Source organism: Gillisia limnaea DSM 15749, assembly GCF_000243235.1.
Classification (GTDB): Bacteria; Bacteroidota; Bacteroidia; order Flavobacteriales; family Flavobacteriaceae; genus Gillisia; species Gillisia limnaea.
On sequence record NZ_JH594606.1, the window covers coordinates 922,610 to 939,365 of the forward strand.

Below are 16,756 nucleotides of genomic sequence, written 5' to 3' on the forward strand. Positions count from 1 at the left end.
GTTTTTAGTTTTTACTGTTTTCGATAGTTCCTGAAAGCTTCAAAATATCTGAAAGCACTCCTCGTGCGGTAACTGCTGCACCAGCCCCTGCACCCTGGATCACAATGGGACGCTCACCATAAGATTCGGTATAAATTTCAAAGGAAGCATCGGCGTGTTGAAGGCTCCCAAAAGGGGAGGTTTTCTTTTCATTTACAAGTTTCACCTCCAGGGAACCGGTTGCCACCTTCAATTCGCCAATATGCCGTATGACCTCATCTTGTTGCAAAGCTGATCTTAGATTCTGAAATCCTGAATTTAGATCGGACTGATTATTTCTGAAATTTTCCAGACTGCTGCCTCCATTCAAATGTACCGGCACCAGGTCCTGGATTTTTATTTCTGAAAGTTCCTTTTTCAGCTGAAGTTCCCGCGCCAGAATCAATAATTTCCGGCCTACATCCTTTCCGGAAAGATCAATTCTTGGATCGGGTTCTGTAAACCCCTTCTCCCCGGCTTCGGTTAAAACAGTATCAAAAGATTTTTCAGATTCAGAAAAAGTATTAAAAATATAACTCAGAGATCCTGAAAATACTCCCCGTATCTTTGTCACTTTTTCTCCGGAAGCATATAAATTTTTTAATGTTTCAACCACCGGCAATCCGGCACCCACATTGGTTTCATAAAAAAACTGCCTGTTGTACTTTTTCAAATCCTTCCGCAGGTTCAAATAGAATTCTGTAGAAAGTGTATTTGCCACTTTATTTGCGGCCACAATATGAAATCCGTTCTTTATCAAAAAAGGATACTTCGCAACCAGTTCTTCACTTGCCGTAGCATCCACCGCTACCAGGTTTTCAAGTTGATGCCGCTTCAAATAATCAATAATATCTTTGAGTTTGTAAGGCACTCCAAAGGTTTTAAAATTCGCTTCCCAGGAAGGCGTAATTCCCTTTTTCTCAAAAAATGCGGTACTGGAATTTACAACTACCGGTAAATTCAATTCGAGTTCCCCATTCTCCCCAAGTTGTTTCTTTAGACCTAGTATTTGATTAATCAGCGTGCTGCCAACATTACCTACTCCAAAGAGCACGATGTTTATTGTTTTCATTTGTTGTTTTGTTTGTTTGAAAAATTGGGTTTAAAAACCCTGCCAACTGGGCATTTTCGATTAAAAAGGCGTCGTGTCCATGAACCGATTTGATCTCGTAAATGTGTACGTTTTTCTTTCGTAAAGAAAGATCTACAAAGGTTTCCCAGTTATCATCCGGCAGAAAAAACCGATCGGAATTCACCGTAATTATATGAATATCAGATTCAACTTTAGCTGCAGCGCTTATATAATCTCCGTTTCCATTACTTATATCAATAGTGGTAAGCAAATGGTTCATGAGTTTATAAGTCGCCAGTTGAAAACGTTCTTCCAGCTTATTCCCGTGATACTCCAGCCAGCGTTCTATAGTCCAGCTTCCTTCATTTTGTTCATGAAAACCTCCAAATTTGGCCGTAAACGACTGCGGACTCCTGTAAAAGGTCATTGCATGCATCCTGGCATCTTTCACCGGCTCTGCCGAATTGTTTAGAATCTGGTCCTGAACTTTACACAGCGCCTTTACCCAGTGAGTCGCCTTATAATCTGTCGCGATGGGAAAAAGATGCCGAATCAAGGATGGCTTTAATACCGCCATTTCCCAAAGCAATGCTCCGCCAATAGATCCCCCTATCCCTGCAAAAATTTCGGTTATTTCAAGCCTTTCAATAGTTTCAACAAATATTTTAGCGATATCCCGAAGCGTGAATTCCTTATAATTATGGAGCAAATGTGCCGACTTTCCGGTGAACCCATTCCCCGGCATATCCAGGGCTAAAATGGTATAATCCCGGGGATCTATACTTTTCCCTTCTCCCACGATCTCATTCCACCAACCATTTTTTCCGGTTATTTCAGAATTTCCACTCAGGGAATGATTTACCAGAACGATCGGTGCTGTCCCTAATTCCCTTCCGAAAATTTGATAGCTTAAATGAATATTTTGAACAGTCCCTTTACTATTCTCAAATTCTGATATTGTTATTTCCTGAAGCATGCTTTTTATGTTTTTTTACTGAAATCAATCCTGACAAGTTAAACCGAAAATCCACCTTAGCATCGGTTTGCCAAAAGTTCCCCTCCTTCTTACAACACTACCTTTTTATCGATCTTTGCAAAAGCCTGTTTCAAATCCAATTTCAGGTCTGCCAGATCTTCCAGTCCAACCGAAAGTCGAATAAGATCTTTTGTAACTCCGGCAGCTTCTTGTTGCTCTTCATTTAACTGCTGATGCGTTGTGCTGGAAGGGTGAATAATAAGGGATTTAGTGTCACCAATATTTGCAAGGAGTGAGAAGATTTTGGTTTCATCGGCGATTACTTTTGCCGATTCAAATCCGCCGTCTACTCCAAAAGTCACAATTCCGCTTTGCCCTTTTGGTAGATATTTCTTCGCAAGATCATAATATGGACTTTCCTCCAGGCCTGGATAATTCACCCATTTAACCTCCGGTTGCTGCTTAAGCCATTGGGCCAGTTCCAAAGCATTTTCACTATGTTTTTTGATTCTTAGTTCCAAGGTTTCCAATCCCTGGATGATTTGAAAAGCATTAAACGGACTCAAAACAGCTCCGTGGTCCCGCAATCCTTCGATACGCACCTTGGCAATAAACGCGGCTTCCTTTAAAGCATCGTGATAAACAAGTCCATGGTACCCGGCCGAAGGCTCTGTGAACTCAGGGAATTTTCCGTTTGCCCAGTCGAATTTCCCTGCATCAATGATCACTCCGCCTAAGGATGTTCCATTTCCATTGATATATTTTGTAAGGGAATGGATCACGATATCGGCACCGTGCTCAATGGGATTAAGAAGTGAAGGAGTCGCCACCGTATTATCTACAAAAAGCGGAACTTTATGCGCTTTGGCATAGTTTGAAATCGCTTTTATATCCAGCACATCGAGTTTTGGATTCCCAAGGGATTCAATAAAGAACACCCGTGTATTTTCCTGAACGGCCTTGTCAAAATTTTCAGGATCTGAAGGATCTACAAACGTGGTTGTAATCCCAAACCTGGGTAAAGTAACACTTAAAAGGTTGTACGTCCCACCATAAAGACTGTTGGAAGCAACGATATGATCTCCAGATCTTAACAAGGTTAGCAAGGATGTATTTATTGCTGCTGTCCCCGATGCAGTCACCACAGCTGCAATACCACCTTCAAGCGCTGCAAGCCGCTGTTCAAGGATATCGTTCGTGGGATTGTTGATGCGGGTGTAAATAAATCCGGGTTCGGCCAGTGAAAATAAATTAGCGGCGTGATCGGAATTTTTAAATACATAGGAGGTGGTTTGATAAATTGGAACTGCCCTGGTTCCTCCGTTTGCAGTTACATCGTGTCCTGCGTGCAGTGCATTTGTTGCGAATTTTTGTGTACTCATGATTTTAAGTTTTAAATGATTAGTTAATATTTGTTGGTCTTTAGTGATTTAAGTTTTCTTTTATCTTTTGCCATTTGCTCCCCCTTTGGTCCCGATCGCTATCGGGAGGGGGGCTAAAAAAAAATCCCTTCAGCTGGATTGCCGAAGGGATTTAGGAATTGAACTCTATAGTTAATTATATCCTGAATTTCTGGCAATAGCGGGTTGGTGCGTACATCATACACATTTGCATTATACAACACATCATTTTTTCTATTGCCGGGTTAATATTCATTTTCTTTTATTTTTAGTTTTCAGTTTTCGGTTTTCAGTTCTCGGTTTTCGGTTTTCGGTTTTCGGTTTTCGGTTTTCGGTTTTCGGGAATCTCAAAAAAAAAGACCGCTGCGGTGGCAGCGGTCTTTTGCAATTCTTATAATTTAAGTTTTATGCAATTGGACACGCTGCGGAATTTCTCCCCATCATACACATCATCATATTGCAAATAAACTGGTACATTTTCTTGTTTTGAATTTTACAAATGTAACGACAGAAACTTTTATAAAACAAATTTATTTTTAAATAAATGAAAATAAAGATTAGAATCCCTATAATCATTGGGCTTATAGGGCCTCAAAATTTTAAAAAAAACTTCTCTCTTGTTTTTTTGAACTTATATACTCTTTTAATCCCGAATTTTGCGCCAGGGATGGAGCGGTTGCTGGAGCTCTCCCGATTTTTTTTATCGGGAAGCGACCCGCGAGAGCCCGCCGTGAGCCGGCCTGACCAGATGGGAAGGCCTTTTGGCAAAACGGGGCGTTCAACACAGTTTAAAAAAACGCTAAAGCAGTATGCTATTCATTCAAATTTTATACATTTGCCACTGATTGATACCAGGGTAATTTGACTGATTGCAACCCTTTAAAAAACGCTAAAGCAGTAGTATCTCCTTTAGCCTTTCACGTCAAATAGCCTCTTACTTTTAATTTAAATATATTAAATGGCCTATTTATTTACTTCGGAAAGTGTTTCTGAAGGACACCCCGATAAAGTTGCAGACCAGATTAGCGACGCCCTTTTAGATAATTTCCTGGCTTTTGATGAAAATTCAAAAGTAGCTTGCGAAACCCTTGTTACTACCGGGCAGGTAGTTTTAGCCGGGGAAGTTAAAAGCAACACCTACCTTGATGTGCAGCACATTGCACGCGAAGTGATTAATGACATTGGTTACACCAAGGGAGCCTATAAATTTAGTGGAGATTCCTGCGGAGTGATTTCCCTTATTCACGAACAATCCCAAGACATCAACCAGGGGGTAGATCGTGCCAACAAAGAAGAACAAGGCGCGGGAGACCAGGGAATGATGTTTGGATATGCCACAAAAGAAACCGAAAATTACATGCCATTGGCCCTGGATATTTCCCATAAGATCCTGATAGAACTGGCGAAACTGAGAAGGGAAGAAAAGGATATCCTTTATCTTCGACCGGATTCAAAAAGCCAGGTGACCATAGAATACAGCGATGAGAATGTACCTCAGCGAATTGAGGCCATCGTGGTTTCTACACAGCACGATGAATTTGATGAGGATGATGATCATATGTTGACTAAGATCAAGAAAGATATTATCGAAATCCTTATTCCGCGTGTGAAGGCACAACTTCCGGAATATGTACAAAAATTATTTAACGATAAGATCACGTACCACATCAATCCTACGGGAAAGTTTGTAATTGGCGGTCCTCACGGGGATGCCGGACTTACAGGAAGGAAGATCATCGTGGATACCTACGGCGGAAAAGGCGCTCACGGAGGAGGAGCATTTTCCGGGAAAGATCCAAGTAAAGTAGACCGATCTGCAGCCTATGCAGCGCGGCATATCGCTAAAAACCTTGTTGCCGCAGGTCTCTCCGATGAGATCCTGGTACAGGTTTCTTATGCGATAGGAGTTGTAGAACCAACCTCCATTTATGTTGATACCTATGGAAAATCCAATGTGAAAATGTCCAACGGAGACATCTCCAAAAAAGTTGCCGAACTATTTGATATGCGTCCGGCAGCTATAGAAAACCGTCTTAAACTGCGAAATCCTATTTACCGCGAGACCGCTGCTTACGGACATATGGGAAAGGAACCACGAACCATAACCAAGATTTTTGAAAGTCCCTATAACGGAAAAATCACCCGGGAGGTAGAATTGTTTACCTGGGAGAAACTGGACTATGTAGATAAGGTAAAAGAAGCTTTTGGATTGGCCTAAAACCTAACCCCAAAAAGTCTAAAATAAACAAACCTCACAGCATTTAAAAACTGTGAGGTTTATTGTTTTTAAGTATAGACCGGATACTACATCCTGCTTGCCGGAGAACCTTTACGCCTGGAAATGCCTCCCATTTCCATTACCTTTTTAAATTCCTTAAGGTCGCTCTCAACGATTTTTTTAAAGGCCGGATTTAGTAATTTTGCCGCCAATCCCCCTGCTTTACCCGCCGGTGGTCTGTAAGAAATAGTCGTTTCTACAATAGTGCTTTTCCTGTTGCCTGAATCCTGAAATCTCACTTCCCCAGAATTCTCTATTTCAGAATCCGGCAGGGATCTCCAGACGATCAATTGGTTTTCCTGCTCCCATATAATTTCGGCTTCCCATTCAATATGTCCCAATCCTCCAGGAACCGCAGCAACCCAATGAGATCTTTTATCATTTACTTGATTAATCTCCTCAATATGACTCATGAAGTTAGGCAGGTTTTCAAGATTTCGCCAATATGCATACAGTTCCTCTTTTGGCCTTTTAATCACTAAATTACTCTTAATCTCTACAATAGCTTTCTTGTTAATTCCCGTTCTCCCTGAACCGGTTAGCGCTTTTGCTCCTTTATAAAGCAATACGCCCCCTGCAACAACTCCTAAAGCGGTAAGAAACTGGTTTTTGTTCACACCAATATCATTTAGCGAATTTCCCGTTTCATTCCCTCTATTTCCAGATCTACCTTTATCCCCAGTAATCCCTTCATTTTGCTGTCTCGTTGTTCTTCCGGATCCTGTAGACCCTCCCTTTTCATTTTGTGCTTCCATCGTTCTTGTTTTTAGTTTATCCGTTTAAATATTTTAAATACCGGGAGTACCCCGTAGTTAACTCCAATCTAGTGCCCGTCATAAAACCGGAATATTCAGTTTCTTTATGCGGTTTCCTTAGTATACCTCTACAATGCGAAAACGCGATTAGTCTAAAGTTAAAACTCTAATAATAAATGAATTACAAATATTTTATAAATTTTTATTAATGTTTCAGGTGTTTTTACAAAAAAATTGAAAAGAAATATACATCAGAATATCAGCTATTCAATTTTATAGAAGAAGCCAATTGAGTACCTAACCTCAACATTGGTTCGGATAAAAATTTCTTCGGAAAGCTTTAACAAAAGTACCCGCTTTAAATACTTATTTTTAAGGAAATCTAAATAATCCTCAATGTCTATATTCGGAAAAGTAAAAAATACGATCAATTTATTAAAGTCGGTTGATTTGGATCAACTTGCAAATATCAGCAAGCATATCGACTTGCCGGAGGCTATGAATGCGCTTGGAGCATTAGATGAGCGGCAGCTAAAAGGTTTGATGAAAATGCTGAAAACCAAAAAGAAAAAAGGACAAAGTGACCTTCCTCCTATCGATGGAGATTTTTATAACCTGGATCTTAAACTTACTCCAGAGCAACGGGAAATTCAGCTGAAAGTGAGGAACTTTATGGAAGATGAGGTTAAACCTTTGGTAAATGACCATTGGAACAGGGCGAAATTCCCCTTTGAGATCATAGAGAAATTTGCAAAGCTCAATGTTGCCGGAGTGCCTTATGAAGGCTACGGCTGCCCAAATCATTCCTTCCTTATGGAAGGTATTATCGCACAGGAAATCGCACGGGTAGATGTATCAATTTCTACCTTTTTTGGAGTGCACAGCGGGCTTGCGATGGGATCTATTTATTTATGCGGAAGCGAAGCCCAAAAACAGGAATGGCTTCCAGCTATGCAGAAATTAGAAAAAATTGGTGCTTTTGGACTTACCGAGCCTAATGTAGGTTCCGGAGTGGCAGGAGGAATGGAAACCACCTGTAGTTTTGATGGAGAGAACTGGGTGTTGAACGGACAAAAAAAATGGATTGGAAATGCCACTTTTGCCGATGTTATCATTATATGGGCAAGAGATGAAGATACCAATAGGGTAAAAGGATTTATTGTTCGAAAAGAAAATCCAGGGTTTAAAGCCGAAAAAATGGAAGATAAGATGGCACTTCGTATCGTTCAAAACGCCCTTATTACCTTAACCAATTGTAAAATACCTGAGAACGATCGGTTAAAACATGCCAATTCCTTTAAAGACACGGCAAAAGTCCTAAGAATGACAAGGGCCGGAGTGGCCTGGCAGGCTGTTGGCTGTGCCCGGGGAGCCTACGAGAGTGCTTTAAAATACACTAAAAAACGGGAACAATTTGGGCGACCAATCGCTTCTTTTCAGCTTATCCAGGACCACCTGGTGGAAATGCTTTCCAATCTTACTGCGATGCAAACCTTGGTTTTCCGGTTATCTGAAATGCAGGATCAGGGAATTCTCACAGATGAGCATGCCTCACTAGCCAAAGTATTTTGCAGTATGCGAACCAGAGATGTGGTAAGCCGCGCCCGGGAAGTGTTGGGAGGAAATGGAATCCTGCTGGAATACGATGTAGCCAGATTTGTGGCAGATGCCGAAGCAATTTATAGTTACGAAGGAACAAAAGAAATAAATACACTCATTGTTGGACGGGCAATAACCGGATACAGTGCTTTTGTGAATTAATACGAATCATACAAAAAAATAAAATGTCAGTAATAGTTATCAGCCCGGGAAGAGACCCGGAAGCCTGGGTTCAGGAATTAAAAAATCAACATCCCGGCATGAAAATAATCGCATATCCGGAAGAACATGCTAAGGAAGAAGTTGAATATGCCGTTACCTGGAAACACCCGCGGGGTATTTTTAAAAATTATCCCAACTTAAAAGTAATCGCCTCCATGGGCGCCGGTGTAGATCATATTACCAGCGACCCTGAAATTCCGGAAAATGTCACGATTACCCGTATAATAGACGATCAGCTTACGATAGATATGAGTGCTTTTGTACTGGCTTTGGTGATGAATCATTTAAGGGACCTTTCATTTCATCATAACCATACATCCTGGGAACAAACAGATTATTTAAGAATTGAAGATCAGCATATAGGAGTAATGGGTGTTGGAGTTTTGGGAAGTGCGGTTGTTAAAACACTTACCAATGTAGGGTTTGAGGTTTCCGGATGGGCAACACAACCAAAACCCGATGCAGCAATAACAATTTATGGGGAAGACCAGCTGGATGAATTTTTAAGCCAAACGAATATCTTGGTTTGTCTTCTTCCTTTGACCCAACAAACCGAGAATATCCTCAACAAGGAATTGTTTCAAAAATTGCCAAAGGGAGCATATATTATCAACGTTGCCCGCGGACAACACCTGGTGGAACACGATTTGCTTGAAATGGTTGATACCGGACATCTTTCCGGCGCGAGCCTGGATGTTTTCCGAAAAGAACCTCTACCAGAGGAACATCCGTTTTGGAAGAATCCGAAGATCAGGATCTCACCGCATATCGCCAGTGTTACCGACCCCAGGAAAGTGGTTCCTCAGCTGGTTCAAAATTACATCCGGATGACAGAGGGAAAACCGCTGAAAAATATAGTGAAGCGTCAAAAAGGTTATTAAAATGTGAATTATGAAAGAAATAAGGAATATCCTGGTTGCGGTAGATTTTAATGATGCCCTTGGTGAATTAATGGGGTTTGCTGAAAGTATTGCGTCAAAATTTGGAGCCAAGATCTGGGTTGTCCATGTAGCTGCCCCCGATCCTGATTTTGTGGGTTACGAACCAGGACCGCAATATATCAGGGATTTTCGCGCAGATGAATTAAAAGAGGAGCATCGAAGGCTTCAAAAATTATCCGAAGCCTTTATAGATAACAATATTGAATCGGAGGGATTGTTAATTCAGGGTTCCACGGTGGAAACCGTAATTGCGGAAGCCGAAAAACTAAAGGCAGATTTGCTAATAGTGGGAACACACAAACACAGTTTTTTCCACAATTTGCTGCAGGAGAGCGTTTCGCTGGAACTATTAAAAAAGGGAAATATTCCGCTTTTGGCAATTCCTATTTATGAGAAGGAGGAATGACAGATTAATGGTTAATAGATTGTGATTAGGGAATAAGCCTATAGAGGATTTCTTTGAAGACACAAGAAAACCTCGTGGAGGAGGCTTGAACCCGGCGCAGCAATCCAAAAAAAACTTTCCGCAGGGAAGCCTTTCTATAGAAAATATATTTTATCTAATTCAATCCAATACCTTATCCACTTGAGGTTTCTCAGGAATCATCTGCGTTAAGGCGATCACCAAATTATTTATAAATTGATTTCTTTTCCGCTCCGACAGTAATTCTAGGGAAAGAAAAGGGTTAAGATCTTCCAGCTCTACCAGGAGCAGGGATCCGTCTTGCAAACGGCAGGCATCTACGCGTGTGATTCCGCGGTCTATATTGTTCCAGATTTGGAATTTGCGCGCAAATTCCAAATCTGCAGGGGTTGCAGTATATTCGGTGAGTTCCCACCGCTTCTGTTTGTTTGGAGCATACATCGCATATTGGAATTCATTGTTGAGATAATAGAATGAAACTTCGTATTCAAAATTTATCCAGGGCTGGATCAATTTCCCTTCAGGTTTAACTTCAAATAGCTCTTCCCGGGTAAGCAGTTCCATTCCAATGGAATCGGCACCATTTTTTAATTTCACAATGTATTTTTCCGGATTTCCAAGGGCCTCAATATTTGCCATATTTTCTACTGTAGGTATCACGGGATATTTCAGCGCCTGCAAGTCGAGAAGATATTGTTTCCCCTTTTGGTCTGCCTTGCCGTCAAAGGAATTGAAGGTAAGGACGTTCTTTTCTTTAACCGCGTGTAAAAAATCTTTGAAATATTCTTCATATCCCAGGATGGAGCCGGTGTTTCTATACACAAGAATATCTGCACGGTCCAAAAATGCGATCACCTGTTGGGGATGCGCAATTAATATATTGAAATGCTGTTTTAATCTGGATGTTATAAAAAGATCTTCTTCATAGTAGTTACGGCCTTTTGCATTGTAATAAAGATCGGTGATATAAAGGATGGTTGTCATAGAGATCTTCCGGAATTAAAATTCAGCAAATTTAATATTTAAATTTATATGGCAAAGCTTAAATCTGCTGGTGAAATTTATCGATAACAATTTTGAATTAGCGTGAATTTGTGATAGATACGCCCAAATTGGGTGTATCTATTACAAATTAGGCGTATCTATCTACCATTTTTTCGGATTATTGATGACATAATTTGAAATCGTATGAAATGCCCTGTCATCCCTGATAATAACATCGTAAAATCGGGTTTGCCAACCGAATTCGGGATTGATTTTTCGGGCATTGATGGTACAAACCCGTTTGTATTGGTTGATAATAACGCCCAGGGTTCCGGGTTTCCATTGTTCGTTTTTTCCTCCGGTTTTGTTTGTTTTGGGTGGCGTGACGTTCGTGATTTAGGGAATAATGGTAGGGACGTCCAATTTGGACGTCCCTACCATTATTCCCCCGTCCGTCATCCAATTTATCAATAATAATGATTCCGTGCATATGATTGGGCATCACGATAAATTCCCCCAATTTCACGAATGGAAAATGATTCGGGATTTCGATCCAAAAATTATGGGCGATTTCCCCGATTTCGGATAAATGCATTTTTCCATCGGAAATATTCCCGAAAAAACATTCTCTGCTTTGGGTGCAAATACTTACAAAATATGCTCCATTCCATCCATAATCCCAGGTTTTCAAACGTGCAGATGCACTACGGTATTTGTTTTGAAATTTTTCGGCCATTCGTTATTTTATTTCTCTTAAATAGTATCAATTTTTTCATCTGCCTTTCTATGATACGCAAAGTTCAAAACAAAATAACCAAGATCTGCTTTTCAGAAATGAAGTGAAATCTTATTAAAAATATTTTGATTTAATTACGTACCTTATTCTAATTACTTAGAAGCAGATAATAAAAAAGAACATGAAACATCCATTAAAAAAATTTTCTCACACAGGGGTATGTTTATATGGATGTTATTCCAGACCTATCGGGAGTCCGCACAAACAATAAAACAAACAGATGAAACATTCAATCGTGATGTCGATTATTTTTCTCAGCGGAATTTTAATCCTTAGTGCTCAAAATAGCACAGAAGTTGAAATCATTAATTTCGACTCCAACAAAGGCGCTGCTTTTATTGGCCTTTATAACACAGAAGATTCATTTTTGGAAAATGAATACAAGGGTAAAGAAGTGGAGATTAAGGATAAAAAAGCAATCTTTACTTTTAAGGATATTCCAGACGGCATCTATGCAGTTTCTGTATTTCACGATGAAGATGATAATGGAGAACTCACCACTAACTTTTTAGGAATACCAAAAGAGAGCTATGGAGCTTCCAATAATGCAAAAGGGACATTTGGCCCTCCAAAGTGGGAAAACGCAAAATTTGAAGTCAGGAACGGGGAGATTGTGAAGCTGAAGATCCGTTTGTAAAAAGATCTGGGGAGCTTCCTAAGAATAACAGGCTAAGAATAAGCAGTTATTGGCAAGCGCAGCATTCGTTTTAAGTAAAAAATTTCAAACCTGATGAAATCGAGCTGACGACAGTTAATTTAGATTATGCCACGTTGCTTTTCATATGGCTTGATGTTGTTAAATTCTTTTTCTTTCAATGCATTCTCCTCCTCTATATCATAATCATCTTGTAATCCTAGCCAGAATTTCGCAGTTGTTCCAAAATATTTTGAAAGGCGTAATGCAGTGTCAGCAGTAATTCTTCTTTTTTTCTTGATGATTTCACTAATTCGTGTTTGGGGAATAAACGTTTCTTTAGATAAACGATACGCGCTAATTTCCATTGGATCTAAAAATTCTTCTTTCAAAATTTCTCCGGGATGTATATTATTTAATTTTTTCATTTGTAGATATTTATTGTTTTTTAATGGGCTATCGGGAGTAATTCGCATATCTTCATCGGTGCTTGTATAGTATTTGCGTTATGCTCATTTCATTTCTATTTTTCATTTTTAATTAATGGTAGTCAACAATTTGAACTTCAAAAGCATTGTCTTTTTCCCATTTAAAAATTATTCTCCATTGTTTATTAACTCTAATGCTATGAAAACTCTCTAAATTACCGCTCAACTTTTCTAAATGATTCGCTGGAGGAATTCTTAAGTCATTAATATTTTGAGCATTGCTTATCATTCTTAGCTTTCTCCGGGCTACATTTTGAATATTAACAGGAAATTTCCTTGATTGAGTTCCGCCCCAAATTTTTTCAACTTCTTTGTCTGCAAAAGATTTTATCACAAATACTTCTGTTACTCGTTACTAACGTCAAAGATAAGTAAAATTTTCAAATACACTTTTTCGATTATATCTTTTAAGTGCAGCGCTCACGTTAGGCCTTACCGGCCAGGAAAATGCTTAGATTTTGTACACAGCACTTGTAGTAAAACAAATTTTGTATTTAAAACTTGAACAAGGCTTATTCTTATAAGTTCTTTTTTCATTGCAAAAGTGGGTTTCAATCCCTGTCCGGATAGCTACCGGTACGCCTCAAATGAAGAAATAATATTCCAGCTCTTCATCCTAATGAATATACCCTTTGTTCTTCAATTATAAAGAGGATAACCACAATATGAGCAATTTCCTCATTTTAAATATCCAACATCCAATAGGAATCTTCCCTCCCAAAAATCTTCGAAACATTCCCTACCTTTAGCCTTCTTAAAAAAAACTTATTATATGCTTCACAGAATTTTGATGACATTACTTCTCGTAATCTCTTCCGCCTCCCTGCTTGCACAGGAAACTACTACGCCAACAGACAGTTTAAAAAAAGATAAAAAGTGGGATGTTTCCAATCCGTACACCGCCGACTGGAAAATAAACGAAGTTCCCTTAAATACCGATGAAGGAACCTGGATGAACCTGGATGTGAGTCCCGATGGAAAAACAATCGCCTTTGACCTTTTAGGCGATATTTACACGATGCCGGTTTCCGGGGGCAAGGCTACTGCTATTAGAAGCGGAATGCCTTATGAAGTCCAGCCGAGGTTTAGCCCGGACGGCTCAAAGATCTCCTTTACCAGCGATACCGGTGGCGGGGATAACATCTGGGTGATGAATCCTGATGGCAGCGATGCAAAACAAATCACAAAAGAAGATTTTCGATTGTTGAACAATGCAGTTTGGACTGCCGATGGAAATTCCATCATCGCCCGGAAGCACTTTACATCCGGCCGCTCCTTGGGTGCCGGGGAAATGTGGCAATATCATCTTGCCGGGACTGCAGGGATCCAGCTTACAGAACGCAAAAACGATCAGCAGGATGTGAATGAACCTTCAATTTCGCCTGATGGAAAATACCTGTATTATAGTGAGGACATGTATCCAGGGGGTGATTTTCAGTATAACAAAGATCCTAACAAACAGATCTACGTGATTAAACGTTACGATTTTGAAACCGGCGAAACCATCACAATTAGTGGTGGACCGGGCGGAGCGGCAAGGCCGCAGATCTCCAGGGATGGTAAAATGCTGGCATTTATAAAAAGGGTGCGTACCAAAACAGTGCTGTACATTCACGACCTCTCAACCGGGGAAGAATGGCCGGTGTATGACAAGCTAAGCAAAGACCAACAGGAAGCCTGGGCGATCTTTGGTGTGTATCCCGGGTTTTCCTGGATGCCCGGAAATAAGGAACTCATCATATGGAGTGAGGGAAAGATCAAAAAGATCGATCTTGAAAACCTTGAAGTACAAGAAATTCCTTTTAGCGTTAGCAATTCCATCAAAATTGCAGAAGCACATCATGCCGCGCAAAAGGTGTTTTCTGAAACCTTTAATCCTAAAGTAATTCGGCACGCAGTAACTTCTCCTGATGGAAAAACACTTGTTTTTCACGCGATTGGTTATTTGTGGAAAAAGAACCTTCCCAATGGAAAACCTCAGCGACTTACCAAAGGAACCGATTTTGAATATGAACCTGCTTTTTCTTCAAACGGAAAAGAGATCGTTTATGTAACCTGGGATGATAAAAATAAAGGAAGCATCATGAAAACAGGGATTTCCGGTGGAAATCCTACAGATCTTATTTCCGAAAAAGGGATTTACAGAAGTCCTTCCTTCTCGAAAAACGGAAAGTGGATCGTATTTACCAAAGAATCCGGAAACGGGGATCTTGGCCAGACATTTACCAAAGAACCGGGAATTTACACGATGAATTCAGATGGGAAAGAGCTTCGGAAAATTGACAAACAAGGAGATTTCCCGGTTTTTAATAAGGATGATTCAAGGATAATCTTTCAAACCGGAGGAACATTTTTTGGAAGCCTTACCAAGAGCTTAAAAAGTATCGATTTAAGTGGGAATGATGAACGCACCCATTTCAACTCGAAATATGCGAATAGAATGGTGCCAAGTCCGGATAATAAATGGATCGTTTTCACCAATTTGCACAAGGCGTACGTGGCCCCTTTTGTAACAACCGGAAAACCGGTAGATCTGGATGCTAAAACAAAGACTTTCCCGGTAACACAGATAGCAAAAGATGCGGGTATGAATTTGCACTGGTCCAACAACAGCAAAAATATTCACTGGACCTTAGGAGAGGAATATTTCACGAACGAAGTTGCTAATAGATTTACCTTTCTTGAAAATTCTCCGGATTCTATTCCAGAAATCACAGAAACCGGCCTGAAAATAGGTCTCGAAACCAAAACCGATGTTCCTTCAGGATCCATCGCTTTTACAAATGCGAGGATCATTACCATGGATGGCGACAGCGTTGTTGAAAATGGAACTATCCTTATAAAAGAGAATAGGATTGCAGCAATAGGAACTTCGGCAGAGGTACAGGTTCCCAGCAGTGCAAAAGTGTATGATGTGGCCGGAAAAACCATTATGCCGGGAATTGTGGATGTGCATGCACATATAGGTGCTTTTCGAGAAGGCATTACGCCAAAGAAACACTGGCCTGCTTATGCAAATCTGGCTTTTGGGGTAACCACTGCGCATGATCCTTCGGCTTTATCGGAAACTATCTTCGGAATTTCAGAAATGATTAAAACCGGAGAAATGGTTGGACCACGTTTATTTTCCACTGGCATTATCATCTATGGAGCTGAAGGGGATTTTAAGGCGGAGATCAACAGCCTGGAAGATGCGAGATCGGCATTGAGAAGAACAAAAGCCTTTGGTGCGAATTCGGTAAAAAGTTACAATCAGCCAAGACGGGAGCAGCGCCAGCAGGTAATGCAAGCTGCAAAAGAGTTAAATATGAATGTGGTGCCGGAAGGTGGAAGTACCTTTTTTCATAATATGAGCATGATCGTGGACGGACACACCGGAATTGAACATAATATCCCTGTTGCTCCTGTCTACAAAGACATTTATACGCTTTGGGGGAACAGCAAAACCAGCTATACTCCTACCCTTATTGTAAATTATGGCGGAATTAACGGAGAATACTATTTCTATGAAAAAAGCAATGTCTGGGAGAATGAGAAACTGCTCAATTTTATGCCCAGAACTATTGTAGACTCCCGTTCAAGACACCGTACCATGATTCCGGAGGAGGAATATAAACATGGTCCAATTTTGGTTTCTGAAACCGCAAAAGCACTTTCTGATATCGGCGTAAAAGTCAATCTTGGTGCCCATGGTCAACTTCAGGGCCTTGGTGCTCACTGGGAATTATGGCTGCTTCAAATGGGCGGAATGAGCAATATGGAGGCGCTTCAGGCTGCTACCATAAACGGAGCAGATTACCTTGGAATGGGTGAAGAAATAGGTTCATTAAAAGTGGGAAAATTAGCCGATTTAATCGTGCTGGATAAAAATCCACTGGAGAACATCAGGAATTCAGAAAGCATTATTTACACCATGATCAATGGGAGGCTTTATAATTCTAAAACCATGAACGAAATAGGAAATCATCCCAAAGAAAGAACAGATTTTTACTGGGAAAACAACAAATTCAATGAAGCTTTCCCATGGCACAACAGCACCCAGAGTTTTACAGCTCCGGGATGCACCTGCCAGGCAACACATAATTAAAAAATAGCATTGATGGAAACCCTATTATGTTCTAAAGAATAAACAGGCGGTTTTAATCAATGCTTTTTAATTTATACCTTTG

The 16,756-nt window shown here is 40.3% G+C and carries 14 protein-coding genes; 6 read left to right on the top strand and 8 right to left on the bottom strand.

The window, feature by feature from the left end; translation table 11 throughout:
- Nucleotides 1-4: 4 nt before the first annotated feature.
- From GILLI_RS18350 to GILLI_RS05865, 3 genes are all read right to left on the bottom strand, one after another.
- Nucleotides 5-1,090 carry a homoserine dehydrogenase family protein gene (locus GILLI_RS18350; protein ID WP_006988185.1) on the bottom strand — a complete coding sequence of 362 codons (1,086 nt, stop codon included), beginning with the start codon at nt 1,088-1,090 and terminating at the stop codon, nt 5-7.
- Nucleotides 1,053-2,066, bottom strand: a complete 1,014-nt coding sequence (locus GILLI_RS18355; protein ID WP_006988186.1) for an alpha/beta fold hydrolase — start codon at nt 2,064-2,066, stop codon at nt 1,053-1,055. The genes GILLI_RS18350 and GILLI_RS18355 overlap by 38 nt, the downstream gene beginning before the upstream one ends.
- An 89-nt stretch (nt 2,067-2,155) precedes the next feature.
- On the bottom strand, nt 2,156-3,448 hold the full coding sequence (locus tag GILLI_RS05865) for an O-acetylhomoserine aminocarboxypropyltransferase/cysteine synthase family protein (RefSeq protein WP_006988187.1): 1,293 nt from the start codon (nt 3,446-3,448) through the stop codon (nt 2,156-2,158).
- 976 nt (nt 3,449-4,424) lie between these two features.
- Here GILLI_RS05865 and metK point away from each other — a divergent pair.
- Nucleotides 4,425-5,684, top strand: coding sequence for a methionine adenosyltransferase (gene metK, locus GILLI_RS05875; protein WP_006988189.1), 1,260 nt, complete (start codon nt 4,425-4,427; stop codon nt 5,682-5,684).
- Between the two features lie 86 nt (nt 5,685-5,770).
- Here the strand turns inward: metK and GILLI_RS17630 are convergent, their stop codons facing one another.
- A complete protein-coding gene (locus GILLI_RS17630) occupies nt 5,771-6,499 on the bottom strand; it encodes an SRPBCC family protein (RefSeq protein ID WP_006988190.1) in 729 nt (242 codons plus the stop codon).
- A 396-nt stretch (nt 6,500-6,895) separates the two neighbouring features.
- Between GILLI_RS17630 and GILLI_RS05885 the strand changes: the two genes are divergently transcribed.
- The 3 genes from GILLI_RS05885 to GILLI_RS05895 are packed head-to-tail and all read left to right on the top strand — an operon-like array spanning nt 6,896 to nt 9,667.
- Nucleotides 6,896-8,260 (top strand): acyl-CoA dehydrogenase family protein, encoded by a 1,365-nt coding sequence (locus GILLI_RS05885; protein ID WP_006988191.1) that lies wholly within the window; start codon nt 6,896-6,898, stop codon nt 8,258-8,260.
- Between the two features lie 23 nt (nt 8,261-8,283).
- Nucleotides 8,284-9,201, top strand: coding sequence for a 2-hydroxyacid dehydrogenase (locus GILLI_RS05890; protein ID WP_006988192.1), 918 nt, complete (start codon nt 8,284-8,286; stop codon nt 9,199-9,201).
- Nucleotides 9,202-9,211: 10 nt separating this feature from the next.
- The gene (locus GILLI_RS05895; RefSeq protein WP_006988193.1) at nt 9,212-9,667 is read left to right on the top strand and encodes a universal stress protein; all 456 of its coding nucleotides are present in this window, start codon (nt 9,212-9,214) and stop codon (nt 9,665-9,667) included.
- Nucleotides 9,668-9,826: 159 nt separating this feature from the next.
- Here the strand turns inward: GILLI_RS05895 and GILLI_RS05900 are convergent, their stop codons facing one another.
- Together GILLI_RS05900 and GILLI_RS17635 are read right to left on the bottom strand one after the other, a co-directional pair.
- Complete coding sequence (locus tag GILLI_RS05900; RefSeq protein ID WP_006988194.1) at nt 9,827-10,669, bottom strand: hypothetical protein; 843 nt, start codon at nt 10,667-10,669, stop codon at nt 9,827-9,829.
- A 217-nt stretch (nt 10,670-10,886) separates the two neighbouring features.
- Nucleotides 10,887-11,405: a hypothetical protein gene (locus GILLI_RS17635; protein ID WP_006988195.1), complete on the bottom strand. Its 519-nt coding sequence runs from the start codon at nt 11,403-11,405 to the stop codon at nt 10,887-10,889.
- A 280-nt stretch (nt 11,406-11,685) separates the two neighbouring features.
- Here GILLI_RS17635 and GILLI_RS05910 point away from each other — a divergent pair, with 280 nt between their 5' ends.
- Entirely contained in the window at nt 11,686-12,102 is a 417-nt protein-coding gene (locus tag GILLI_RS05910) for a DUF2141 domain-containing protein (RefSeq protein WP_006988196.1), read from the top strand.
- Nucleotides 12,103-12,221: 119 nt separating this feature from the next.
- Here the strand turns inward: GILLI_RS05910 and GILLI_RS05915 are convergent, their stop codons facing one another.
- Both GILLI_RS05915 and GILLI_RS05920 read right to left on the bottom strand, forming a co-directional pair.
- Nucleotides 12,222-12,527: a HigA family addiction module antitoxin gene (locus tag GILLI_RS05915; RefSeq protein WP_006988197.1), complete on the bottom strand. Its 306-nt coding sequence runs from the start codon at nt 12,525-12,527 to the stop codon at nt 12,222-12,224.
- A 112-nt stretch (nt 12,528-12,639) separates the two neighbouring features.
- Entirely contained in the window at nt 12,640-12,921 is a 282-nt protein-coding gene (locus GILLI_RS05920; RefSeq protein ID WP_006988198.1) for a type II toxin-antitoxin system RelE/ParE family toxin, read from the bottom strand.
- A 438-nt stretch (nt 12,922-13,359) separates the two neighbouring features.
- Here GILLI_RS05920 and GILLI_RS05925 point away from each other — a divergent pair, with 438 nt between their 5' ends.
- On the top strand, nt 13,360-16,674 hold the full coding sequence (locus GILLI_RS05925; protein WP_006988199.1) for an amidohydrolase family protein: 3,315 nt from the start codon (nt 13,360-13,362) through the stop codon (nt 16,672-16,674).
- Nucleotides 16,675-16,756 lie beyond the last annotated feature (82 nt).